The organism is Aquibacillus halophilus (assembly GCF_009649745.1).
Lineage (GTDB): Bacteria > Bacillota > Bacilli > Bacillales > Amphibacillaceae > Aquibacillus > Aquibacillus halophilus.
The window spans coordinates 48,411-72,452 of record NZ_WJNG01000004.1; the positions used below are offsets into that span (position 1 = coordinate 48,411).

The 24,042-nt window shown below is 35.0% G+C and carries 23 protein-coding genes and 1 other annotated feature; of the genes, 21 read left to right on the forward strand and 2 right to left on the reverse strand.

Annotation, left to right across the window (positions count from 1 at the left end):
• Nucleotides 1-172 precede the first annotated feature (172 nt).
• The 17 genes from GH741_RS05695 (at nt 173) to ileS (ending at nt 15,734) form a co-directional block, all read left to right on the forward strand.
• A complete protein-coding gene (locus GH741_RS05695; protein WP_153735827.1) occupies nt 173-973 on the forward strand; it encodes a cell division protein FtsQ/DivIB in 801 nt (266 codons plus the stop codon).
• The gene (locus GH741_RS05700) at nt 957-1,649 is read left to right on the forward strand and encodes a DUF881 domain-containing protein (protein ID WP_170287570.1); all 693 of its coding nucleotides are present in this window, start codon (nt 957-959) and stop codon (nt 1,647-1,649) included. Before GH741_RS05695 ends, GH741_RS05700 begins: the two co-directional genes overlap by 17 nt.
• Before the next feature lie 16 nt (nt 1,650-1,665).
• Nucleotides 1,666-2,385 (forward strand): DUF881 domain-containing protein, encoded by a 720-nt coding sequence (locus tag GH741_RS05705; RefSeq protein ID WP_153735828.1) that lies wholly within the window; start codon nt 1,666-1,668, stop codon nt 2,383-2,385.
• On the forward strand, nt 2,385-2,753 hold the full coding sequence (locus GH741_RS05710) for a small basic family protein (RefSeq protein ID WP_153735829.1): 369 nt from the start codon (nt 2,385-2,387) through the stop codon (nt 2,751-2,753). The genes GH741_RS05705 and GH741_RS05710 overlap by 1 nt, the downstream gene beginning before the upstream one ends.
• 203 nt (nt 2,754-2,956) lie before the next feature.
• Nucleotides 2,957-4,240, forward strand: a complete 1,284-nt coding sequence (gene ftsA, locus GH741_RS05715) for a cell division protein FtsA (RefSeq protein WP_153735830.1) — start codon at nt 2,957-2,959, stop codon at nt 4,238-4,240.
• A gap of 75 nt (nt 4,241-4,315) precedes the next feature.
• On the forward strand, nt 4,316-5,446 hold the full coding sequence (gene ftsZ / locus GH741_RS05720) for a cell division protein FtsZ (RefSeq protein WP_153735831.1): 1,131 nt from the start codon (nt 4,316-4,318) through the stop codon (nt 5,444-5,446).
• 247 nt (nt 5,447-5,693) lie between these two features.
• Nucleotides 5,694-6,614: a sigma-E processing peptidase SpoIIGA gene (gene spoIIGA / locus GH741_RS05725; protein ID WP_338079259.1), complete on the forward strand. Its 921-nt coding sequence runs from the start codon at nt 5,694-5,696 to the stop codon at nt 6,612-6,614.
• A 25-nt stretch (nt 6,615-6,639) separates the two neighbouring features.
• Nucleotides 6,640-7,359: an RNA polymerase sporulation sigma factor SigE gene (gene sigE, locus GH741_RS05730; RefSeq protein WP_153735832.1), complete on the forward strand. Its 720-nt coding sequence runs from the start codon at nt 6,640-6,642 to the stop codon at nt 7,357-7,359.
• 121 nt (nt 7,360-7,480) lie between these two features.
• On the forward strand, nt 7,481-8,263 hold the full coding sequence (sigG, locus tag GH741_RS05735; protein ID WP_153735833.1) for an RNA polymerase sporulation sigma factor SigG: 783 nt from the start codon (nt 7,481-7,483) through the stop codon (nt 8,261-8,263).
• 166 nt (nt 8,264-8,429) lie between these two features.
• Nucleotides 8,430-8,702: a YlmC/YmxH family sporulation protein gene (locus GH741_RS05740; protein ID WP_153735834.1), complete on the forward strand. Its 273-nt coding sequence runs from the start codon at nt 8,430-8,432 to the stop codon at nt 8,700-8,702.
• Nucleotides 8,703-8,759: 57 nt separating this feature from the next.
• On the forward strand, nt 8,760-9,569 hold the full coding sequence (pgeF, locus tag GH741_RS05745) for a peptidoglycan editing factor PgeF (RefSeq protein WP_153735835.1): 810 nt from the start codon (nt 8,760-8,762) through the stop codon (nt 9,567-9,569).
• A 15-nt stretch (nt 9,570-9,584) separates the two neighbouring features.
• A complete protein-coding gene (locus tag GH741_RS05750) occupies nt 9,585-10,262 on the forward strand; it encodes a YggS family pyridoxal phosphate-dependent enzyme (RefSeq protein ID WP_153735836.1) in 678 nt (225 codons plus the stop codon).
• A gap of 11 nt (nt 10,263-10,273) precedes the next feature.
• Nucleotides 10,274-10,687, forward strand: a complete 414-nt coding sequence (locus GH741_RS05755; RefSeq protein WP_153735837.1) for a cell division protein SepF — start codon at nt 10,274-10,276, stop codon at nt 10,685-10,687.
• A gap of 18 nt (nt 10,688-10,705) precedes the next feature.
• The gene (locus GH741_RS05760) at nt 10,706-10,966 is read left to right on the forward strand and encodes a YggT family protein (protein WP_153735838.1); all 261 of its coding nucleotides are present in this window, start codon (nt 10,706-10,708) and stop codon (nt 10,964-10,966) included.
• Between the two features lie 78 nt (nt 10,967-11,044).
• Nucleotides 11,045-11,818, forward strand: coding sequence for a YlmH family RNA-binding protein (locus GH741_RS05765; RefSeq protein WP_153735839.1), 774 nt, complete (start codon nt 11,045-11,047; stop codon nt 11,816-11,818).
• Between the two features lie 185 nt (nt 11,819-12,003).
• Nucleotides 12,004-12,525 carry a DivIVA domain-containing protein gene (locus GH741_RS05770; RefSeq protein ID WP_338079260.1) on the forward strand — a complete coding sequence of 174 codons (522 nt, stop codon included), beginning with the start codon at nt 12,004-12,006 and terminating at the stop codon, nt 12,523-12,525.
• Nucleotides 12,526-12,621: 96 nt separating this feature from the next.
• Nucleotides 12,622-12,873 (forward strand) — a binding site (T-box leader).
• A gap of 101 nt (nt 12,874-12,974) precedes the next feature.
• Entirely contained in the window at nt 12,975-15,734 is a 2,760-nt protein-coding gene (gene ileS / locus GH741_RS05775) for an isoleucine--tRNA ligase (RefSeq protein WP_153735840.1), read from the forward strand.
• A gap of 65 nt (nt 15,735-15,799) precedes the next feature.
• Here the strand turns inward: ileS and GH741_RS05780 are convergent, their stop codons facing one another.
• On the reverse strand, nt 15,800-17,068 hold the full coding sequence (locus tag GH741_RS05780; protein WP_153735841.1) for an MDR family MFS transporter: 1,269 nt from the start codon (nt 17,066-17,068) through the stop codon (nt 15,800-15,802).
• Between the two features lie 865 nt (nt 17,069-17,933).
• Nucleotides 17,934-20,120 (reverse strand): bifunctional diguanylate cyclase/phosphodiesterase, encoded by a 2,187-nt coding sequence (locus tag GH741_RS05785; RefSeq protein ID WP_170287571.1) that lies wholly within the window; start codon nt 20,118-20,120, stop codon nt 17,934-17,936.
• A gap of 236 nt (nt 20,121-20,356) precedes the next feature.
• Between GH741_RS05785 and lspA the strand changes: the two genes are divergently transcribed.
• The 4 genes from lspA (at nt 20,357) to GH741_RS05805 (ending at nt 23,990) form a co-directional block, all read left to right on the forward strand.
• Nucleotides 20,357-20,824: a signal peptidase II gene (lspA, locus tag GH741_RS05790; RefSeq protein ID WP_420809388.1), complete on the forward strand. Its 468-nt coding sequence runs from the start codon at nt 20,357-20,359 to the stop codon at nt 20,822-20,824.
• Nucleotides 20,821-21,732 carry an RluA family pseudouridine synthase gene (locus tag GH741_RS05795; RefSeq protein ID WP_153735843.1) on the forward strand — a complete coding sequence of 304 codons (912 nt, stop codon included), beginning with the start codon at nt 20,821-20,823 and terminating at the stop codon, nt 21,730-21,732. The genes lspA and GH741_RS05795 overlap by 4 nt, the downstream gene beginning before the upstream one ends.
• Nucleotides 21,733-21,909: 177 nt before the next feature.
• The gene (gene pyrR, locus GH741_RS05800; protein ID WP_153735844.1) at nt 21,910-22,452 is read left to right on the forward strand and encodes a bifunctional pyr operon transcriptional regulator/uracil phosphoribosyltransferase PyrR; all 543 of its coding nucleotides are present in this window, start codon (nt 21,910-21,912) and stop codon (nt 22,450-22,452) included.
• Nucleotides 22,453-22,610: 158 nt separating this feature from the next.
• Nucleotides 22,611-23,990, forward strand: a complete 1,380-nt coding sequence (locus GH741_RS05805) for a solute carrier family 23 protein (RefSeq protein WP_153735845.1) — start codon at nt 22,611-22,613, stop codon at nt 23,988-23,990.
• Nucleotides 23,991-24,042 lie beyond the last annotated feature (52 nt).

Below are 24,042 nucleotides of genomic sequence, written 5' to 3' on the forward strand. Positions count from 1 at the left end.
ACTGTTTTTATGTGTAAAAATATAGAAAAAAAGAATTATAATCCATATACATGTAAAAATGGAATACGTGTACTATAAAATATGATATAATTTTAACTATATCAAATGGCATTTTATGTCCACTAATTTAAAGGAATATTAAAAAAATGGGAAAAAAGGGAAGAATTATGGAATGAGTCAAAAAAAGATTGTCTCCATTGAGGATCGAATTCCTAAATTAAAACAAGAAAGAAAGAAAAAAGCAAATAGACGATTAATATTTTATCTCTCCATATTTTTTGTGTTAATATCAATTGTGGTTTATCTTCAATCTTCCCTAAGTCAGGTACATTACGTTGAAGTTTATGGAAATAATTATGTTGCCGATCAGGATATTACTACATTAAGTGAAATTACTACCAATGATAATTTTTGGAGTGTTAGCAAAGAAAGCTCGGAACAAAGAGTGGGCAAACATCCAGAGATTAAAGAAGTAAGTATTTCTAAAAAGTTTCCTACTACAATAATAATTAATGTACAGGAATTTGAACGAATTGGCTATGTGAAAAAGGATAATTCTTATTTTCCGTTATTAGAGGATGGCTTACTTTTAACATCACAATCTTTAAATTCCATTAAAGGTGATGCACCACTATTAACAAACTTTAACAAACAAACATACTTGGAAGAATTAATTGGAGAGATTCAAAATCTCCCAGAAAGTATTGTAGATTTAATTTCTGAAATTAGTTGGGCACCTACGGAAGGCAATCCATACAAAATACTAATGTATATGAATGATGGATTTGAAGTAGAGGGATCGATAAGGAACCTCTCTAAAACAATGAAGTCCTATCCTTCGATTGTTGGCCAACTAGATCCTGACAGCGAAGGTATAATACATATCGGTGTAGGAGCTTACTTTGAATCATATAGAAATAATGAAGAGGTAGAACCCACACAAGAGGAGAATCAAGATGAAGTTGAAGGGTAGACATCTAGTATTGTCTCTTGTCCTTTTAGTTTCTGGTTTTCTTATTGCGTTTAGTTATCAGCATACAAAAAGTGAATCTAGAGTAATTCAATTGTCAGATCAGGAGTGGGAGAAAGACTACTATTATCGACAACAATTGATAAGTTTAGAAGATAAGAATAAGGAACTACGTGGAGAGCTAGAGGGTAATCGACAAATTATTCAACAAATAGAGAAACAACTTGGTCAACAGGAAGAAGCAATAGGTAATTATGTCGAGCAGAAAAAGGAACTGCAGATGCTAACTGGCGAGTTGCCAATTAAAGGAAAAGGTATGCAAGTTACTTTGAGAGACGCTAATTATATCCCTTCAGAGGAAAATGCTAACCAGTACATTGTTCATGAGCGACATATTCATTTGATAGTAAATGAATTATTTAGTGCAGGTGCGAAAGCTATATCTATCAACGGACAAAGACTCTTTAAGGATAGTTTCATTTCTTGTGTAGGTCCCGTAATATCTGTAGATGGCTTCCAATATTCAGCACCTTTTGTTGTGTCTGCGATTGGTAATCAAGATGCACTAGATGCTAGTTTAAATTTGACGAATGGTGTTGTTGACATATTAGTTGGGGATAATATTGAAGTAGCTATTGAAAAACTTAATACTATCGAAATGAATGCAAGGGTTAACTAAGAAAGGTGATTTTTAATTGAAGATAAGAAGTAAAATAACCATTTCTTTAGTATGTGCTTTTGCTGGTCTTATGATTGCTATTCAACTGCAATCAATTCAAGAACCAAATGAACGCGATACTAGAGACTTATGGGAGATTAGATCACAACTACAACTAGAACAAAAACAACAACAGCAACTATACCAGCAAATATCTGAATCGGAAAGTGTATTGGAGCAATACATGGAATTATCTGAACAAGAACAATTAGATACATTAAAAGAAACGATTGAAGAACTAGAGAAGGAGTCTGGATTGACTGAAGTAACTGGAAGTGGAGTTGTAATAACAGTTACCCCATTATACACAGGGATGGAAAACATTCAAGAATATCCTACTGTAACACCGGACTTACTCAACAGACTTCTCAATGAATTAAACATATATGGTGCAACCGATATATCGATTGGGAATGAACGTATTATTAACGTAACACCTATCCGTTTTGTGAATGGTAAAACCTATGTGAATAATCACGCGCTCCCAACTGTTCCTATGGAAGTAAAGGTATTATCTAATAATCCTAACCGTTTGTTAGACTATATACAGGTTAGTCAATCAAGAGATGATTTCGCAATTGAAAATCTAGAGCTGACCCCTGTTGTTGTTGATAACATAACATTACCTAAGTATGAAGGAACTATTCAAATGGATGAAGTAGAAGTAAATGAATTAGAAGAAACAGGTGAAAATTAATGTGGCTACCAGCATTATTTTTGGTAGTTGGTTTAACTCTAGGGTTATTAACTAACATAACGATCCCAGACCAATATACGAATTACCTCTCTATAGCCCTTCTGGCAGCGTTTGACACTTTATTCGGGGGTATACGAGCTCATTTAGAGGGGAAGTTCAGTGACAAAGTCTTTATCACTGGTTTTTTCTTCAATGTTAGTTTAGCAGCTCTTCTAGCCTTCTTAGGATTGCAATTGGGTATAGACTTATATCTTGCGGCGGTCTTCGCGTTTGGTGTAAGATTATTCCAGAATATAGCAATTATAAGAAGTAAAATAATCGATGAAAAAATTATATTGAAGAAAATACGAAATTTTAAAAGAAAATAAGAGGAAAATAGTCGTTTTATGTTGAATATTGTATATACTTGAATTAAATCCAAAAATAAAGAAAAAAGGGTCTTTATAGTAGAGATGTAAAAAAAAGTAAATAATACATTTTTTTTTATTTTAATTAAATCAATTGTAATTTAATTAAATATTCGATACTATTTGTACTATTCAGATCCCTTAAGATTAGGAGGTGCCTTACTTTGAACAACAATGAAATTTTAGTCAGCCTTGATATAGGTACATCGAAAATTAAAGTGATAATTGGTGAAGTCCATAACGATTCCTTAAATATTATAGGGGTTGGCACTTCTAAATCAAATGGAATGAAAAAAGGTGCTATTGTCGACATAGATCAAACAGTTCAATCAATAAAAACAGCAGTTGAACAAGCTGAGAGAATGGTTGATATGCAAATTGATCGTGTAATTGTGGGCATTAATGGAAACCACATACAATTACAGCCTTGCCATGGTGTTGTTGCTGTATCTAGTGAAAACAGAGAAATAGGCAATGAGGATATCAAAAGGGTCATTGATGCTGCACAAGTTATTTCTGTTCCACCGGAACGGGAAATTATTGATGTCATTCCAAAGCAGTTCATCGTCGATGGATTAGATGAAATTAATGATCCGAGAGGAATGCTTGGTGTTCGGTTAGAAATGGAAGGGACAATTATTACTTGTTCCAAAACAATGCTACATAATATATTGAAATGTATTGAGAAGGCTGGTCTTCAAGTGTTGGACGTTTGTCTACAGCCGTTGGCTACCGGATCCATTGCTTTGTCGAAAGATGAAAAGAATCTTGGAGTTGCCTTAATTGATATTGGAGGTGGAAGTACCACAATATCAGTTTTTGAAAATGATCATTTAGTTTCGTCGAGTGTGATTCCTTTAGGTGGAGACAATATTACAAAAGACCTTTCAATTGGTTTGCGTATATCTTCAGAGGAAGCAGAAGAGCTTAAAGTAAACCATGGACATGCTTATTATGATGATGCAAGAGAAGAAGAAACTTTTGAAGCTTCGATAATTGGTAGTAATAAAAAGCAAACATTTAATCAATTGCAGATTTCTGATATGATTGAAGCTAGATTAGAAGAAATTCTTGCTTATGCTGAACGAGAAATAAGAAAAATGAGTTATAATGAATTACCTGGTGGTTTTGTACTTACTGGTGGCTGTATGAGTATGCCCGGAGCTTTGGAACTCGCTCAAGACTTATTTCAATCAAATGTTCGTATTGCAATTCCTGATTATATAGGTGTGAGAGAATCTCAATTTACTTCAGGGGTAGGCATCTTGAAATTTGCCTATCGGAATGCAAAGATACAAGGCAAAGAGATTTCCGAGTCGGTTAGGATAGTTGAACAACAACCATCAAAACCCCAGAAAGTTAAAAGGTCAGCCAAACAAAACGATTCAACTCCAGGTAAGAAAAAAGAATCTGGAATCGCTAATTTGTTTAAGTACTTTTTTGACTAAACAAGCGTTCCCTAAACACATATTTAAATGAACTTCAGTGAATCTTGTAATCTTGCAAATTAGGAGGAACGAAAAATGTTAGAGTTTGATACAAATATGGATCAGCTTGCGACGATTAAGGTAATCGGTGTCGGTGGAGGTGGAAGTAATGCTGTAAACCGAATGATCGAGCATGGTGTACAAGGTGTTGAATTTATTGCAGTAAATACGGATGCTCAAGCCTTAAATCTATCTAAAGCTGAAGTTAAAATGCAAATTGGAACAAAGCTTACTCGTGGTTTAGGTGCTGGTGCGAATCCAGAAGTGGGTCGCAAAGCTGCCGAAGAAAGTAAAGAACAGCTAGAAGAAGTGTTAAAAGGTGCGGATATGGTCTTTGTAACTGCTGGTATGGGTGGAGGAACAGGAACAGGTGCTGCCCCTGTGATAGCTCAAGTTGCAAAAGAACTAGGTGCATTAACAGTGGGAGTTGTTACTCGTCCATTTACTTTCGAAGGGCGTAAACGTTCTGCTCAAGCTGTTACTGGAATTGATGGTTTAAAAAGTAGTGTAGATACATTAATCGTTATTCCTAATGATCGTTTATTAGAAATAGTTGACAAAAACACGCCAATGTTAGAAGCATTTCGTGAGGCAGATAATGTACTTCGTCAAGGTGTACAGGGTATTTCTGATTTAATAGCCGTACCGGGATTAATTAACGTAGACTTTGCTGATGTGAAGACTATCATGTCTGATAAAGGTTCTGCACTTATGGGGATAGGAATTGCAACTGGTGAAAATAGAGCAACGGAAGCTGCAAAGAAAGCCATTTCATCTCCCCTTTTAGAGACTTCTATTGATGGAGCACACGGTGTATTAATGAATATCACTGGTGGGACAAACTTAAGTCTTTATGAAGTTCAGGAGGCTGCGGATATCGTTACTTCTGCCGCTGATCAGGAAGTAAATGTTATTTTCGGTTCAGTAATAAATGAAGAACTTAAAGATGAGATTGTAGTAACTGTAATTGCAACTGGATTTGTTGAAACGCAGGCAACGAACCCTGCACAGCCTAAACAAAGGCCTGTGGCTACTGCAAATCAGCATTCAGGTGAAAGAAAAAGAGACGATGCTCGTAGGGAAGCACCTACTCAGCAGAAAGTAAAGCAAGAAGAAGATACGTTGGATATTCCTACGTTCTTACGTAACAGAAACCGTAGAAGATAATAGTAAGTTTAAAAAGAGCCACCTGAAACTAATGTTTCAGGTGGCTCTTTTTTTGAACAAATTATTAAAACACGATTGGTCCGTAAAACTCACTTTAAAAATATAAAGTATCACTGTATGACAAATTCACTAATAACTTCTGAAAATAAGTTGTGAATGTACCACAAAATATGACAGACTTCTAAATTTAACTTCGATATACTAACTACAAATCCTTTAATGCAAGACTAATGAAAGGAAGAATCGAGTGACTATCTATTTAGATGCGATTTGGTTACTTAACTTTTTACTAGATTGGATGATTCTACTGTTGACACAATCCCTTGTAAGAGATAATACCAAATCGCTAAGAATTATTTCTGGGGCATTCGTTGCCTCAGTTTTAGTACCTATCACGTTATTTTTTCCGGATTCTTTTTTTTCATCAACAGTAGGAAAGGGACTTTATTCTTTACTAATAATAATGACGGCGTTTGGATTTAAAAATATACGTCAATTTATTAAAAAGTTATTATCATTTTACTTTATATCTTTTGCACTCGGAGGTGGATTAATTGCATTGCATTTTATGTTAGGTAAACAAATTTCAGCTTCTAATAATGGCATATTAACATTTCAATCAGGCTACGGTGATCAGATAAGTTGGTTATTTGTAGGTATAGGATTTCCAATTATCTGGTGGTTCACAAAGTCGCAAATGGACAAGCAAGCTTTACAAAACTTTCGCAATGATCAGTTGTATAATGTGACAATTCAATTAAAGGGAAAATCATTTACTACAATTGGATATGTAGATAGTGGTAATCAATTAGTTGATCCTTTTTCTAAAAAGCCCGTTGTTATCTGCGATCAGTCATTTTTAAGTCATTGGTTTACAGCTTATGATTTACAGTTACTAGAAAGCGCTCAAGTGAATTTAGATTTTGAACAAATTCCTAGCGAATGGGAGGATGTCATACATTTAGTCCCATACCAAGGTGTAGGTGGAAATCGTACCTTCATGATTGTGTTAAAACCGGATAAAATTCTAGTAAACTATGAAGATAAGGAAATTTCAACAAAAAATGTACTAATTGGGATACAGTTTGGGGACCTAGCATCTGATGGAAGTTATCATTGCTTGTTACACCCAAAACTATTTAAACATTCGGTAGCAACTTCCGCATAGCAAAGAGAAAAGGAGATGTTCACAGATGAATACATGGAAGTTAAAAATCCAATTATGGTGGTATAAGTTATTAATCAAGTTGGGATTTAAATCAGACGAAATATATTACATAGGTGGAAGTGAAGCGTTACCTCCGCCATTGTCCAAGGATGAAGAGCAAGAATTATTAAAAAGGTTACCAGTTGGAGACAAAGCAGCAAGGGCAATGCTCATTGAAAGAAACTTGAGATTAGTTGTTTATATTGCAAGGAAATTTGAGAATACTGGTATCAATATTGAAGATCTTATTAGTATAGGGACAATTGGGCTGATTAAAGCAATTAATACCTTTAATCCGGAGAAAAAAATAAAATTAGCAACCTATGCATCTCGCTGTATTGAAAATGAAATATTAATGTATTTAAGGAAAAACAATAAACTAAAGTCTGAGATATCCTTTGACGAACCATTAAATATTGACTGGGATGGAAATGAATTGTTATTGTCAGATGTGCTAGGAACAGATGACGATGTTACGATTAAAGATTTGGAAGCCAATGTAGATAAGAATTTACTTAAAAAGGCATTGTCACAGTTGAACGATAGAGAGAAGCAAATCATGGAACTACGATTTGGTTTAATTGGTGAGGAAGAAAGAACTCAAAAAGATGTTGCAGATATGTTAGGTATATCACAATCATATATTTCCCGTCTTGAGAAAAAAATAATACGACGATTAAAAAAAGAATTTAATAAAATGGTTTAACCCTTATACCACAATGTTTTTAACTTATTTACGTCATTCTAGCGTGAAATGTCCTGCATAAAAGTTCTTTCGGACGGAGATACTGTTCCTTGAATAGCATCTCCAACCGGGAGGGTAGATCATGACAAGACATAAAGTAGAAATTTGCGGAGTAGATACCTCTAAATTACCTGTATTAAAGAATGATGAAATGAGAAAATTGTTTAAAAAAGTACAAGAAGATGGTGATTTATTAGCAAGAGAACAGTTGGTTAATGGTAATTTACGACTTGTTCTGAGTGTTATTCAGCGCTTTAATAATCGTGGTGAATATGGGGACGATTTATTTCAGGTAGGTTGTATCGGCCTTATGAAATCAATCGATAACTTTGATTTAGGTCAAAATGTTAAATTCTCCACTTATGCTGTGCCGATGATTATTGGTGAAATTAGAAGATACTTACGGGATAACAATCCTATTCGTGTATCACGATCGTTAAGGGATATTGCCTACAAAGCCTTACAAGTAAGAGAAAAGTTAATAAACAAATCATCAAAGGACCCAACTCCAATGGAAATTGCAGAAGAGATGGGAGTGCCACATTCAGATATTGTATTCGCAATGGATGCTATTCAGGATCCAGTATCGTTATTCGAACCAATATATAATGATGGTGGTGATCCTATCTATGTAATGGATCAAATTAGTGATGAGAAAGACAAAGATTCTAGTTGGCTTGATAAACTATCCTTAAAAGAAGGAATGCATCGTTTAAATGATCGTGAAAAAATGATTCTAAATAAGAGATTTTTTCAAGGGAAAACACAAATGGAAGTTGCTGAGGAAATTGGAATTTCCCAAGCTCAAGTTTCTCGGCTTGAAAAAGCAGCAATCCAAGAAATGAATAAAGAAATGTTCGAATAAGTCTATAAGCCTTTATCTCATGTATATGTGATAAAGGCTTTTTTGGTACGTTTGGATATATTTTCAAATAACCGAAAAGCTTTACAATGATTGTACTAGAGAAATTTCATTCTAGACAAATAAACGGCTTACCGTGCATATAGTAATAAAAAGGTAGGTGTTTAGGATGGTTACTTTAACAGATTTGCAGATTAAAGATATTATTATGGTCGATGATGGTAAAAAGTTGGGAAATATCACTGATTTAGAAATTGATGTTGATAAAGGGAAAATCTTATTTTTAGTTATAGGAACGAAAGGAAAAATAATGGGTATGTTTGGTAAAGAAGAAGAGATAGTTATACCATGGGAGAATATTGTAACTATTGGTTCAGATGTAATCCTGGTAAAGAAAAATGAGCATCCACGACTATTCACAGAAACTAACAAGTTTAGTTAAACAAGAAAATAAAAATAAAATGTGATAAAATAGTGGGAAACTACGAGGATGTGAAGTATGGAACACTTTCAAAAAGCAGAAGATTCAGTCTTGATGATTGAAAAGTGGGTCCAAATGGAACCAACATTAAAGGTTGGATTCACTACAAGATCAGGAGGTGTTAGCTCATCACCTTTTAATTCGATGAACATGGGACTCCACGTAGCTGATAACTATGATGATGTATTAACAAATCGAACTGTGCTATCTGATATAATAAACATACCATTAGATAATTGGGTTATGGGAGAGCAAGTTCATGGTACAGATATTGTAGTAATTGACCAAAATCATGCAGGAAGAGGGGCGCGAACTGATCAAGATGCTCTTGAAGGTATTGACGGTATTATAACAAATCATACTAATATACTGTGTACTGCCTTTTTCGCTGATTGTGTCCCCTTATTCTTTTTTGACCCAAAAACGAAATGGATTGGTGTTGCACATGCGGGCTGGCGTGGAACAGTTGATCAGATGGCAATGAAAATGGTAAACAAATTGATAGAAGTTGGCGTTAATACTAGGGATCTGATGGTTGCGATTGGTCCTTGTATTAGCAAATTAAACTATGAAGTAGACGATCGAGTTATATCTAATGTCCCGGATCAATTGAAAGAAAAGGTTGTAACAAGGAATGAACATGGTTTTCTACTTGATTTACAACAGTTAAACAAGGAATATTTAGTTGAAGCTGGAATTTTGGAAGAGAACATTAGTGTCACAAATTATTGTACATATAACGACAAAGAAATGTTTTTTTCACATCGCCGAGATCATGGAAAGACAGGTAGAATGTTAGGATTTATTGGGTTTAGCCAAGAACTGTAGAAAGGAGATTATCCATTGAGTGTACTAGCTAATGTAGAAGAAATTCATTCGAATATTAGACAAGCATGTGAAAAAGTAAATAGAAATGTAGAAGATATTACAGTCATAGCAGTCACAAAATATGTTACAATAAAACGAGCAGAAGAAGTGATAGAAGCGGGTGTACACCATTTAGGTGAAAATCGCTTAGAAGGTCTTTTAGACAAGTACGCTACGATTAAAAATCAAGTGAATTGGCATTTCATCGGGTCGCTTCAATCTAGGAAGGTAAAAGACTTAATAGACAAGGTTGACTTTGTTCATTCATTAGATCGAAAATCGCTAGCAAAAGAAATCAATAAACGAGCAAATCGGACAATTCCTTGTTTTGTTCAAGTGAATATTAGTGGAGAAGAGACAAAACATGGTCTTGATCCAAAAGATGTACCCGATTTTATTGATGAATTAGTAAATTATTCGAATGTAAAAGTTGTAGGACTAATGGCAATGGCACCACATGTTGATGATGAACAAATGATTCGGGATAATTTTAAAAGATTAAGAGTATTAAGAGATGAAATAATGAACAAATGGCTAAAGCATGCTCCCTGTTCATATCTGTCGATGGGTATGAGTAACGATTATGTTATTGCAATTGAAGAAGGGGCAACACATATAAGAGTAGGATCAAGATTAGTTGGGTCCAGCGATTGAGGTGAAATGAGATGAGCTTTAAGAATAAAATAAAAACCTTCTTTACTATGGATGATGAATACGAGTATGTAGAAGAAGAACTAGAATTACCAGAAACAGCTAACAAAAATAAGAACAATACAAAGAATGTAGTGAGTTTAAAAGCCATGCAATCGTCCTCTAAAGTGGTTCTATGTGAACCAAGATCTTATAGTGAGGCGCAAGAAATCGCTGACCACATTGTAAATCGACGATCTGTTGTTATTAACTTGCAACGAATTGAGCATAAACAAGCCAAACGAATTGTAGATTTTTTAAGTGGAACTGTCTATGCAGTATCCGGAGAAATACAGAAACTAGGAGCTCAAACATTTCTTTGTACTCCGGATAATGTGGATGTGTCAGGAAGTATAACTGATATTATAGATGACAATGATATAGAATAAAAAGGGTGGTAGAAATAAATGTACCAATTGTTTAGCATAATAAGTACGCTTATGGAGCTTTATAGTTTTGCTTTAATCGGTTATATTTTAATGTCTTGGTTTCCAGGAGCTAGGGAGTCATCTATCGGTAATTTTTTAGGTAAAATAGTCGAACCATATTTAGAACCATTTAGAAAAATTATTCCTCCTCTAGGGATGATTGATATCTCACCAATTGTAGCTATCTTAGTGTTGCAGTTTGCCTCTGGTGGATTATGGGCCCTATACGGCATGCTTTAACTATAGGTCAGAACTTTACAAAATCCAATTTTTTAATGCTATTATATTTTAGAAACATTTAACCAGGGTGATAAGCAAATGGATATATACCAACATTTTAGAAAAGAAGAACACGCATTTATTGATCAGGTCCTCTCTTGGCGTGATAATGTACAACAAAATTACCAAGTAAAAGTTAGCGATTTCTTAAATCCAAGAGAACAGAAAATTTTCACATCAATTATTGGGAAGAACGAAGATTATACATGGGGGCTTTTTGGTGGTGGAGCAGATACGGAAAGACGACGTGCAGTTCTTGCTCCTTTCTATGAAGAAATAAGTATCGATGATTATGGTATTACCTTATTAGAGGCAAGGTACCCAACTAAATTCATTACATTAGAACATCGTGATGTATTGGGAGCTTTTTTATCTATGGGAATTAAAAGAAAGAAGCTAGGTGACCTAGTTGTCCAAAATGGAATTATACATATCATAGTGTCTTCTGAGATTGATACATATGTAAAACTTAACTTAAAAGAAATAAAGAAATCGAAAGTAACATTTGAAGATGTTCCCTTAAAAAACCTACTGAGTGAGAATGAAACCTGGGAATCACAGGCTACAACTGTCACGTCTTTGCGACTTGATGTTATTATTAAGGAGATATATAATATCTCTCGTCAAAGCGCGGCCACTTATATCCAAAAAGGGCTTGTGAAGGTTAATTTTAAAATAGTAGAAAATCCTGCATTTCAATTAGAGGAATCCGACTTAATTTCACTTAGAGGCAAAGGAAGAAGTAAATTAAAAGAAATCCAAGGTCTATCAAAAAAAGAAAAATGGAAAATCACTACTGAAAAATTAAAATAATTAGATTTTTTTGCAGGATTTTTAAACTTTGTGTCGAATTTATAACTTACTGATAGTCTGTAGTGGATAATTCATTGGATTAGACATTTTATCTTAACTGCAATTATTTGGAGTATGGTTAAGGATAGTTAAGATTAATTGTTAGGTGCGAATTTAAAATAGACTTCTGTGAGGAGGTGGCCGGTGTGCCATTAACGCCATTGGACATTCATAATAAAGAGTTTACTCGTGGTTTTAGAGGTTATGATGAAGATGAGGTAAATGAATTTTTAGACCAGATTATAAAAGACTATGAACTTGTTATCCGTGAGAAAAAAGAACTTAAAGAAAAAGTAGAGCAGTTAAATGAAAAATTAGGACACTTTACAAATATCGAAGAAACATTAAATAAATCAATCTTGATTGCTCAGGAAACTGCTGAAGAAGTTAAGGGAAATGCAAAGAAAGAATCGAAGTTAATTATTAAAGAATCAGAGAAAAATGCTGATCGAATTATAAATGAAGCACTTCATAAATCGCGTCGTATTTCAATTGAGGTAGAAGAGTTGAAAAAACAAGCGAAAGTATTCCGTACCCGTCTAAAAATGCTTGTTGAGGCTCAGTTGGATTTAATTGAGAATGACGACTGGGATGGATTATTTGATACTGATGTAGATCGAGACGAAGAATCTGAATACACAGAGGACAAGGTTAAAAATAATTACTAAACCTTGACGTTTATCCTATTTTTACATATAATTCATTAACATAAGTATTTTAATTATGTTAATGGTTATCCTTAGTTTTAATTAAAAAAATAATTGATAAATACGCGGACAGGGAAAGTATAAAGGTATATGTTTGCTAAAGCGAGTTAGGGATGGTGGAAGCCTAATGCAATGGACTTTTTAGAAAATCACCCTTTAGTATCCATTCGAAATATCTTTGAGTAGAAATGGACGCCTCATTCACGTTACGAATTTCAAGTGGGTTTTAATCCCTTCTAGTCTATTATAGATTAGAAGGGTATATTAAAGTCTATAAGGGTGGTACCGCGAGTTCTTCTCGTCCCTTTGGGATAAGAAGGGCTTTTTTTATTTGTCCGGAATTACATGAATTCGATTATTTTGTTTTTCAGAGGAAATAAGTTATCAATACTTTTCAAGGAGGAAATCAGATGGATTATAAACAAACCCTGTTAATGCCCCAAACGGAGTTTCCTATGCGCGGAAACCTACCAAACAAAGAACCGCAAATGCAACAACAATGGGACGAAGTAAACATTTATGCACAAGTACAGAAACGTACAGAAGGAAGACCTTTATTTGTATTACATGATGGACCACCTTATGCGAATGGTGATTTGCATATGGGGCACGCACTAAACAAAGTTTTAAAGGATTTTATTGTTAGGTATAAATCAATGGCCGGTTTTCAGGCGCCATATGTACCAGGTTGGGACACTCATGGATTACCAATTGAGTCAGCCCTAGCAAAGAAAAAAGTAGATCGCAAGAAAATGTCTGTTGCTGAATTTAGACAAAAGTGTGCTGAATATGCTTTAAGCCAAGTAGATAATCAACGAACTCAATTTAAGCAACTAGGTGTTCGTGGTGATTGGGAAAATCCATATATTACTCTTACAAAAGATTATGAGGCTGCTCAAATTAAAGTGTTTGGTGATATGGCAAATAAAGGTTATATTTACAAGGGTTTGAAACCTGTTTATTGGTCTCCTTCTTCAGAATCTGCCTTGGCAGAAGCTGAAATTGAGTATCAAGATAAAAGGTCAGCATCAATTTATGTTGGGTTTAAAGTTAAGGATGGAAAAGATTTGTTAGATGGTGACGAGCAGTTTGTAATTTGGACGACAACACCATGGACAATTCCAGCTAACCTAGCAATTAGCTTGAATCCAGATCTTGATTATTCAGTAGTTAAAGTTGATGAAAAAAAATATATTATTGCTCAAGAATTGTTAGGGACTGTTTCAGAAGTATTAGAATGGGCTAACCCTGAAGTTACCAAAACCTTTAAAGGGAAGCAGGCAGAGAATCTTGTTGCTAAGCACCCTTTCTATGATCGTGATTCATTAATTATCCTTGGTGAGCATGCTACAGCAGAAAGTGGTACTGGACTTGTCCATACAGCTCCAGGACACGGGGAAGAAGACTTTATCGTCGGAAAGCAATATGGCTTAGATGTTCTTTGTCCTGTTGATGAAAAAGGAGTCTTTACTGATGAGGCACCCGGGTTTGAAGGTTTATTTTATGATGCAGCTAACAAGGAAATAACACAGAAGTTAGAAGAAGTCGGCGCATTGTTAAAATTAGAGTTTATTACTCACTCTTATCCACATGATTGGCGGACTAAAAAGCCAACAATCTTCCGTGCTACAAATCAGTGGTTTGCTTCTATAAAAGATTTCCGAGAGGATATCTTAAAAGAAATCAAACGAATCAACTGGTATCCAAAATGGGGCGAGACTAGACTTCACAACATGGTTCGTGATCGTGAGGATTGGTGTATTTCGCGTCAACGTACTTGGGGCGTACCTATCCCGGTATTTTACGGGGAAGATAGAACACCAATAATTACTAAAGAAACGGTTAATCATGTATCAAACTTATTTAGAGAACATGGTTCTAACATCTGGTTTGAATGGGAAGCGAAAGATCTATTACCTGAAGGATTTAATTCTGAACATAGTCCAAATGGAACTTTTACAAAAGAGACGGATATAATGGATGTTTGGTTTGATTCAGGTTCTTCACATGAAGCTGTGTTAGAAGGAAGACCAGAGTTACAGCGACCTGCAGATCTTTATTTAGAAGGTTCTGACCAATATCGTGGCTGGTTTAATTCATCTATTTCTACCTCTGTTGCTGTAACCGGAAGATCTCCGTATGAGAACATTGTTAGTCATGGCTTTGCCCTAGATGGCAAGGGGAGAAAGATGAGTAAATCAGTAGGGAACGTTGTGGTACCATCAAAAATCATGAAACAATATGGAGCAGATATACTACGTTTATGGGTTGCTTCAGTAGATTATCAAGCAGATGTACGAATCTCTGATGATATCATTAAGCAAACATCTGAAGGATATCGTAAAATAAGAAATACATTCCGGTTTATGCTTGGAAATTTACATGATTTTGATCCAACTAATGACAAAATTAGTGACGAAAACTTGCAAGAAGTTGATCGTTACATGCTATCAAAACTACAAGAGTTGATTAAGAAGGTTAGAGATGCTTATGATAGCTATGAATTCTCAACTATCTATCACAACATTCATAACTTCTGTGCGATTGATTTAAGTTCTTTCTATTTAGACTTTGGAAAAGACGTCCTTTACATTGAAGGTGCTGATAGTATTAGACGTCGCAGCATCCAGACGGTTTATCATGAAATTATTACGACATTAGTAAAACTTCTTTCTCCTATTATCTCTCATACAGCTGATGAAGTGTGGAGTTATATTCCAGGTGTAGAAGAAGAAAGTGTCCAATTGACAGATATGCCTGAACCTAAAAAGGTTAAAGATAAAGAAGAGCTAAAAGCTAAGTGGGATCACTTTATGGATGTTCGTGACGATATTTTAAAAGCTTTGGAAGAAGCTCGTAGTGAGAAAATTATTGGGAAATCATTAGAAGCAAGTATTAAATTAGTTGCTAAAGATCAAGCAACTAAAGACTTACTCGCTAATGTAGAACATCTACATCAGTTATTAATTGTCTCTAGTGTGGAAGTGGTAGAAGCTGATTCTAATGCTAAAGAATATGAATTTGTTAACGTTGTTGTTGATAAACATTCCGGTGAAAAGTGTGAACGTTGTTGGGTTGCATCTGACAATGTAGGTAAAGATGAACAGTACCCAGAATTATGTAATCGTTGCGCAGACATCGTCAAAGAACACTATTCGGATGTAGAATGAAAAACAAAAACCAACTAGCTCATATGAGTTAGTTGGTTTTTGTTCTTAACATAGAGTCAAGCTCATCATTCAGTAAATATATCTTTTTGATTCTTTAATGAGACGTTATCTCTTCTCGTTTTAAGCTCTGGTAGTATTCTTTTTATAATCATCAATCCTATGAAGCCAGTAAGTAATATGAGGAGGGACATTGTTTCAGAGTTAAACAAAGCCCCGAGTGAAACGAAAATCGAACTTACCATCATTGAACCATAAAACACCATACCATACAAAGCCATGTAAGAGCTTCTTTTGTCATCAGTTGGAATACTTGCTAAAAAATCTTGTTGAATGGGAACCCTCATTAGCTCTCCGATTGTGGCGATGGCCATAAAAAGTAACAGTACCCAGACATTATTGAAGTAGCTGACCGCGACATAGCCGGTTGTAAATATAAAAATAGATAATAAAAAAGTCCGTTCTTCTTTCAATTTTGAGACCCACCGAGTGATGAAGACTGTCAAAAGAACAACAATTATCGTATTCTCAGCTTTTAAAAATCCGACCATCTCTATACCTGTAACATCAATAAATAGCAAAGATTGTTGAGGCATCTCCTGGTTTAATCGAATCCCAATATAGTTCTCCATTTGGTTTTCAATTGACTGTAGCAAAAGTCCAGCTAAAATAAAGTAGAGAAATAACTTATCTCCCGCTACTTCTTTATAACTCTTGAACATGTTTAGAAGTACCTGTTTTTGTCTTACAGTTTCAATTTTTCTCAATGTTTCCTCAATAAAAAATATAACTAATATATTTGAGAGTAAACTACTAATGGATAAGACAACTAATAACTCAAATAAATAATTTTTAAATGTTAGAGCCCCAAGAATACCACCGACCGCAAAAGCTAAATTGAAGCTCCAATAAATCAATGAGTACACACCCTTACGCTCGCTTGGCTTTGTTATATCAATGATCATTGCATCAGCAGCAGGTCCGTCTAAGCCTAAAGAAGAACCTACTAGTAAAGCCATTAAAAATGTTAATTCAGGTGAAATAAACAATGGTGAATTAGCAATGGCCATAACAATAAAAGCGAACATTCGTATAAATCCCGCTATAATCATTAACTTTTTTCTACCTATTAGATCAGCATAATATCCACCATACAACCCAACAATAAGTCCAATAACAACGTTTATAAATAATAGTAATCCAGTAATTGTGGCTCCGTAATATTCGGAAAAATAAATAGCGATAAATGGAAATATAGCTCCAGCGACCATGTCAGAGAAGAAGATCTGAATGATTCTAATTTTTACATTTTTATGATAATCTCTGAATCTGGTCAAAGTATATCCCTCCTCTTCTAGATGATTACATTTGTTGTTTGAGAAATTTCGGAATACGAACTATAATACCATAGAATAAATGAGTTGTACTGATTGTGGTTAGAGACCTAGTTATTCTACTGCTCAAAAAGACAGAAAAAAACTCCAAAAACCGCACTTGCCGATTTTGAAGTGGTTCATCCTAATTAGCTTAATATTTTACCTACTTAATAGAATTCACTCTAGATTAAGACTTTTAAAAAGGCTATCTAAAAGATTGTTGCTTTCGACACAAAATCTATAAACTGTCGTAACTAATATGTTGATTTGCCCTCCGCTCCAAGCATCATATAAGCAGAGTTATTAACAGTATTATTAGCGTTGTAAATACACTAAAACTCATAAAAAAATACAAACTTCTACGCAATTAAAATTTCAAATTAGTAAGTAGTGATATTCATTACATTAAGCATTTCTTGGAGTTCTTCTCAATTAAACAGAAAGCGACTTTAAGCTGCTAATAAACACTCCCTTTCAATTGGAGAAAGGTCCGTGAAACTTAATGATTACGGGTTTTTACTATCGCTAATCAGAACACCATTACTAGTGGAGGCAGAATACGTAGACTCCTCGAAAATGAAGTTCAATTTTCTTCGTGCGTAGTGATTCAGGAAGATAATTCAAGTCCTATGGGAACAGCGCGTTCCGAAGACCCCGGAAGAATCGTTCTTTGATTCTGAGGAGGCTAAGGTCGTGCCCATGGAAAGCGAAGTATTCTGCCGAAACGGTAGTATAGCACCGATTTAACTAGAGCGAAAGAAAGCAAATAAATGCAGTAGTTACGACGCAATTTACATCAAGTTCGAAGTTAAAAAAACGAACAAGATTAAGAATTGAGCCTTAAAAAATGCAACATATCATCTGAATTTAGTGGCTTGCTAAATAAATATCCTTGCGCTTCATCACATTTATGGCGCTTGAGAATCTCTAACTGATCCTTAGATTCAACTCCTTCTGCAATAACACTTAATCCTAAGTTGTGTGCAATTACAAGAATAGTAGTTGCAATGTTCTCATCATCCTTACTTTTGTTAATATCACTAATAAAAGACTGGTCTATTTTTAAGGAATCAATTGGAAATGTTTTAAGATAACTTAGCGAGCTATATCCTGTACCAAAGTCATCTATCGAGATATTAACGCCAATATTTTTTAATTCGTATAGAATAGATGTTGCTGTTTCTACATCCATTGTCATGCTTTCTGTGATTTCAATAGTTAGTTTACTAGGATTAATCTCGATTTCCTTGATAATATTATCAATCATTGATATGAGATTCGGTTGATAAAATTGGCGGATAGATAGGTTCACGGAAATTTTCAAGGAATGAAAACCATTGTTTTCCCAACTTTTCAATTGCAAACAAGCAGTCCGCAAGACCCATTCACCAATCGAAATAATTAATCCCGTTTCTTCTGTAATAGGTATAAATCGATCTGGGGAGACTTTTCCTAGAATAGGATTATTCCATCGTATTAATGCCTCGACACTCTTAATCTCATTGCTAGTTAGGTCCATAATCGGTTGAAACTGAAGTGAGAATTCATTCATATCCAGTGCTTTTCTAAGTTGGTTTTCTATTTCTAATCTTTCATGATTTTTTTTATCTAGTAACTTATTATAAAATTGAAAGTTATTTCTTCCTTCTTTCTTTGCCTGGTACATGGCAACGTCAGCTTTTCTGAGAAGTTCATCCGGATTTCCATCATCTGTCGGATAAAGACTTACTCCAACACTAGGAGTGATGAATATTTCATGACCATTAATTAAAAATGGTTTTGCCAGAAGATTTAGGATTTTCTGAGCTGTTTTGCTTACTTCTTGTTTTGAGACATTTATTAATAAGAGCGTAAACTCATCTCCGCTCTTTCTTGAGATTGTATCTTCTGTTCGAATGCAGGTTCGTAGCCGTTCTGCTACTTCTTTTAACAACTTGTCACCCGTGTTATGTCCAAGTGAATCATTAATTAATTTAAAACGATCTAAATCTAAGTACATAATACCTAGCATTTTATTTTTATCTTGATCCGTATCTGACCTAGTTATCGCTATACGTACATTTTTATCAAATAGTCTTTTATTAGGTAATCCTGTTAATTCATCATGGAATGCCATAAAGTTGATTTTTTCTTCTGCCTGGTAATGTTGGATAACCAAGCTGACAAGGTATGTTGCTTTTTTTAGTATGTTCATATCCTCTTTTGATGGAGTATTAGGTTTGTCATAATACATAGCAAATACACCTAAGACCTTTTGAAAATTATCATAGACAGGCGATGACCAGCAAGCTCTCAATCCATAGTTCAACGCTTCGTCCTTAAAGTCAACCCATAGAGGATCGGTGGCAATGTCTTCTACTATGATGGTACGCCTCCGATATGTAGCAGTACCACAACTACCAGCAGAAGGTCCAACAGGTATGCGTTTGATAAAATTACTATAGCCCAAAGGTAGGTTTGGTGAAGAATTACGAATTAAACTTGTTCCATCTTCATTAACTATATGAATAGAGCATCTTCCACCATTGGAAACCTTTTCGACTAGATAAATAATCGTGTCTAAGACTTCTTGTAAAGATGATCCTTGGGTAACCATTTCGAGTATATTGTTTTGGCCACTTAATAATGTTTCTAAAGTATTTTTTTCGGTAACATCCTTTGCCATGCCTACAACACCGCAAATTTGTTCATCAATATAAATTGGAACCGCTGTTATAGATAGATCTACTCTAGTTCCACTTTTATGGTAAATCGATGTATCGAATTTTTCTCTGTTTCCTTGTAGTAAACTATTAAAGTAATATAGTGTATTTTTTGAAGATTCCTTTTGTATTAAAGAATAAAATGACATTTGGAGAGCCTCTTCTTTAGAGAATCCTGTTATGTCAACAGCAGCTTTATTAAAAAGTACAAATTTCCCCTCTAGATCAAGTGCATAACAGGCATCATGGTTATAGTCAAAGAGAGATTTATAAGTTTCGAAAAGATCATCATAATTTATTTTAGTTTTCATAAATTCCATTTGCCCCCTCATAACTTATATTTATATACTACTAAAGATCTAGTTCTATATCACTAATTTTTTGAAAAATTAATATTGGAAAAATAAGGATATGACTTGAATATTTTCACTTCTTAATGGCAACCTAATGAACCTATGTTGAATTTAATAATGGGATTTACTTTTTTTAAGACTTTTATGATAAAATGCTATATAGTGTGTTGATAGAATAGAACGGGGGAAGAATTGTGTTTTATTATGTTATTGCAGCTTTGGTGATAGGATTGGATCAACTAACAAAATGGATAATTGTAACAACAATGGAGCTGAGAGAGAGTATTCCGGTCATAGATAACCTTTTTTACATAACCTCACACCGCAATACTGGTGCAGCCTGGGGAATCTTACAAGGACAAATGTGGTTCTTTTACATTGTAACTGTAATTGTGATTGTTGTTATCGTCTATTATATTCAAAAATTTGCTTTAGACAGTAAACTAATGGGATGGTCCCTTGCGTTACTACTAGGGGGAGCAATAGGTAATTTTATTGATAGAGTTTTCAGAAAAGAAGTTGTTGATTTTTTTGATGTTTACATTGGAAGCTATGATTTTCCAATTTTTAATATTGCTGACTCGGCACTAGTAGTGGGTGTTATTCTTGTATTAATTGCTACATTTATGGATGAAAAAAAGAAGGGAAGATCTAATGCATGACTTCAGCTAGTCACACAGTACAACCAGAGGAAAAAGGACTACGGATTGATAAGGTTTTAACAGAAGTAAATCCAGAAATATCAAGATCTCAAGTGCAGTTGTGGATTAAGGATAATCACGTTACTGTAAATGGCGAGCCTATTAAAAGTAATTATAAGTGCCATCAGGGCGATACAATTGAATGGGAAATACCCGAACCAGAAGAATTAGACATTAAACCGGAAAATATACCACTTGAGATTGTTTATCAAGATAGTGATGTACTTGTCGTGAATAAACCTAAAGGGATGGTTGTTCACCCTTCTGCAGGACACGGTACAGGAACTCTTGTTAATGCACTAGTTTATCACATTACTGATTTGTCGGGCATTAACGGAATTATTCGACCTGGAATTGTTCATCGAATTGATAAGGATACAAGCGGTTTATTAATGGTTGCCAAAAATGACTTAGCGCACGTATCACTTGTTAACCAGTTAAAGGATAAAACGGTAAAGAGATCCTACCAAGCAATAGTTCATGGGGACATTACACATGAGTATGGAACAATTGATGCTCCAATCGGTAGAGATCCTAAAGATAGACAAAAAATGGCAGTTATTGACGGTGGAAGGAATGCTGTAACGCATTTTGAAGTTCTACAACGATTTGAAACCTTTACCCATGTTAAATGTGTACTTGAAACTGGTCGAACGCATCAAATTCGTGTCCATATGAAATATATTGGTTTTCCATTAGCAGGAGATCCTAAGTATGGTCCAAGAAAAACATTAGAGGTGGAAGGACAAGCATTACACGCTGAGGTATTAGGTTTTGAGCATCCAAGGACGAAAGAGTGGATGGAATTCAGTGTAGAGCCACCAGAGGATTTTCAAGACATATTAAAAATGTTGTCGAAAATGAGTTGACAGAAGCTCATTTTTTTGGAATAATTAACGTAGCTTAAATAAGACCTTTAAAACAGTCCCGTGAGGCTGGAAAGGAAACGGTAGACATAGGTAGTACAGGTATGTCCAACCCCTTTTTTCCACACGGAGAAGAGGGGTTTTATTTTTGAAATCTTATTTTTTTGAGAGGGTGGAGCAATGAAGAAGAAAGCAACTGTACTAGACCAATCAGCAATCAATAGAGCATTGACAAGAATTGCTCATGAAATCCTTGAAAAAAATAAAGGCGTTGAGGGATTGACGTTGGTAGGAATTAAAACAAGAGGCATACCAATAGCAAAACGATTGAGAGAAAAAATTGCTGAGATAGAAGGTGTGGAAGTTCCGCTCGGCGAGTTGGATATCACACTTTATAGAGATGATCTTAGTCATGTAGGACAGGATCAGGAACCAAAAATTAATGAAACAAAAATAGGTGATCAAATTACAGGGAAGACGTTAATTTTGATTGATGATGTACTATTTACTGGGAGAACTGTTAGAGCAGCAATGGACGCAATCATTGATCAAGGAAGGCCGTCACAGATTCAACTAGCAGTTTTAGTCGATCGGGGTCATAGGGAATTACCAGTAAGAGCAGATTATATTGGGAAAAATATCCCGACATCTCAAGACGAAGTTATTGTAGTAGAACTTGGAGAGATTGACGGGCAGGATCAAGTTAGTATATATGAAAAATGAATAGTAAACCTTTAAGCAAGTCCAGAGAGACTCGCAAGGTGGCTAACGATACGTGTGTCTAAAACACGTTTGCCTCTTTGCGACCTGCAAAGAGGTTTTTTTAATGAAAAAATAAATTTAAAAGCATAACAGGGTATCAATATGAGGGGGAAAAGGATATGAATCAAAATAATATCGCAATGGACGTACACGAAGTTCCTAAAATTCACAAATGGATTACATTAAGCTTACAGCATTTATTCGCCATGTTTGGTGCTACAATCTTAGTTCCGTTTTTAACTGGTTTATCACCAGCAGTTGCTCTTGTCTCTAGTGGTTTAGGTACACTAGCGTATCTATTAATTACAAGAGGACAAATTCCTGCATATCTTGGTTCAAGTTTTGCTTTCATTGCACCAGTAATAGCTGCGAGTGCTGCTAGCGGAGTACCTGGAGCCATGATTGGTAGCTTTTTAGCCGGTTTAGTATATGGCCTGCTAGCCCTATTAATAGGAGCATTTGGTTTAGATTGGCTAATGAAAGTTCTTCCTCCAATAGTAGTAGGACCCGTAATTGTAGTTATTGGACTTGGTCTTGCCTCAACAGCAGTTGATATGGCAATGAATGTTGATGGAGCATATAGCAGTAAACACTTTACAGTAGCTTTAGTTACCTTAGCTATAACAATAGTAGCATCATTATTTTTTAAAGGTTTCTTCGGTCTAATTCCAATTTTAATAGGTATTGTTGGTGGTTATGTCTTTGGAATGATCCAGGGTGTTGTCGATACTTCTGGTGTACAAGCAGCATGGAACGATATAATTTCTGCCGATTCCATTGGGGCCTTTTTTGGAGCAATTTTTATAGCACCAGATTTCGTTGTACCGTTTGTCCATTATTCTCCACTTGAAATTATTAGCTGGGAAATTGCATTGATCATGGTACCTGTTGCTGCGGTTACTATAGCAGAACATATTGGTGACCAAATGGTATTATCCAAGGTCGTTGGACGAAATTTCGTTAAAAAGCCAGGATTACATCGTTCAATTCTTGGTGATGGTGTAGCAACAATTATTGCTTCGTTCCTCGGTGGACCACCTAACACAACGTACGGTGAGAACATTGGTGTTCTAGCCATTACCAGAGTATTTAGTGTGTTTGTTATTGCAGGTGCAGCTTGTTTTGCAATACTGTTTGGCTTTGTTGGAATCATCACAGCAGTTATTGCTTCAATTCCAACCGCAGTAATGGGTGGTGTATCGATTCTTTTATTCGGTATTATTGCTTCTAGTGGTTTGCGAATGTTAATAGATAATCAATTAGACCTGGGGGATAAACGCAATTTAATTATATCTTCTGTAATTCTTGTAATTGGTATTGGTGGTGCATTAGTGCAAATTAATGTTGCTGGAGTTGATGTTCAGGTAGCAGGAATGGCTCTAGCTACATTAATCGGTATTTTTCTAAACTTGGTATTACCAGGGAAAGAATCAGGTTTTGGAAACGGAAATATGTTCCAGGCAGATCCTGACACCGAAAATGAAACTCAAGTAGAGTAGTTTAAAATGAGGGACTGTTCAAAACCACATGTGATACATGTGGTAGAGAGCG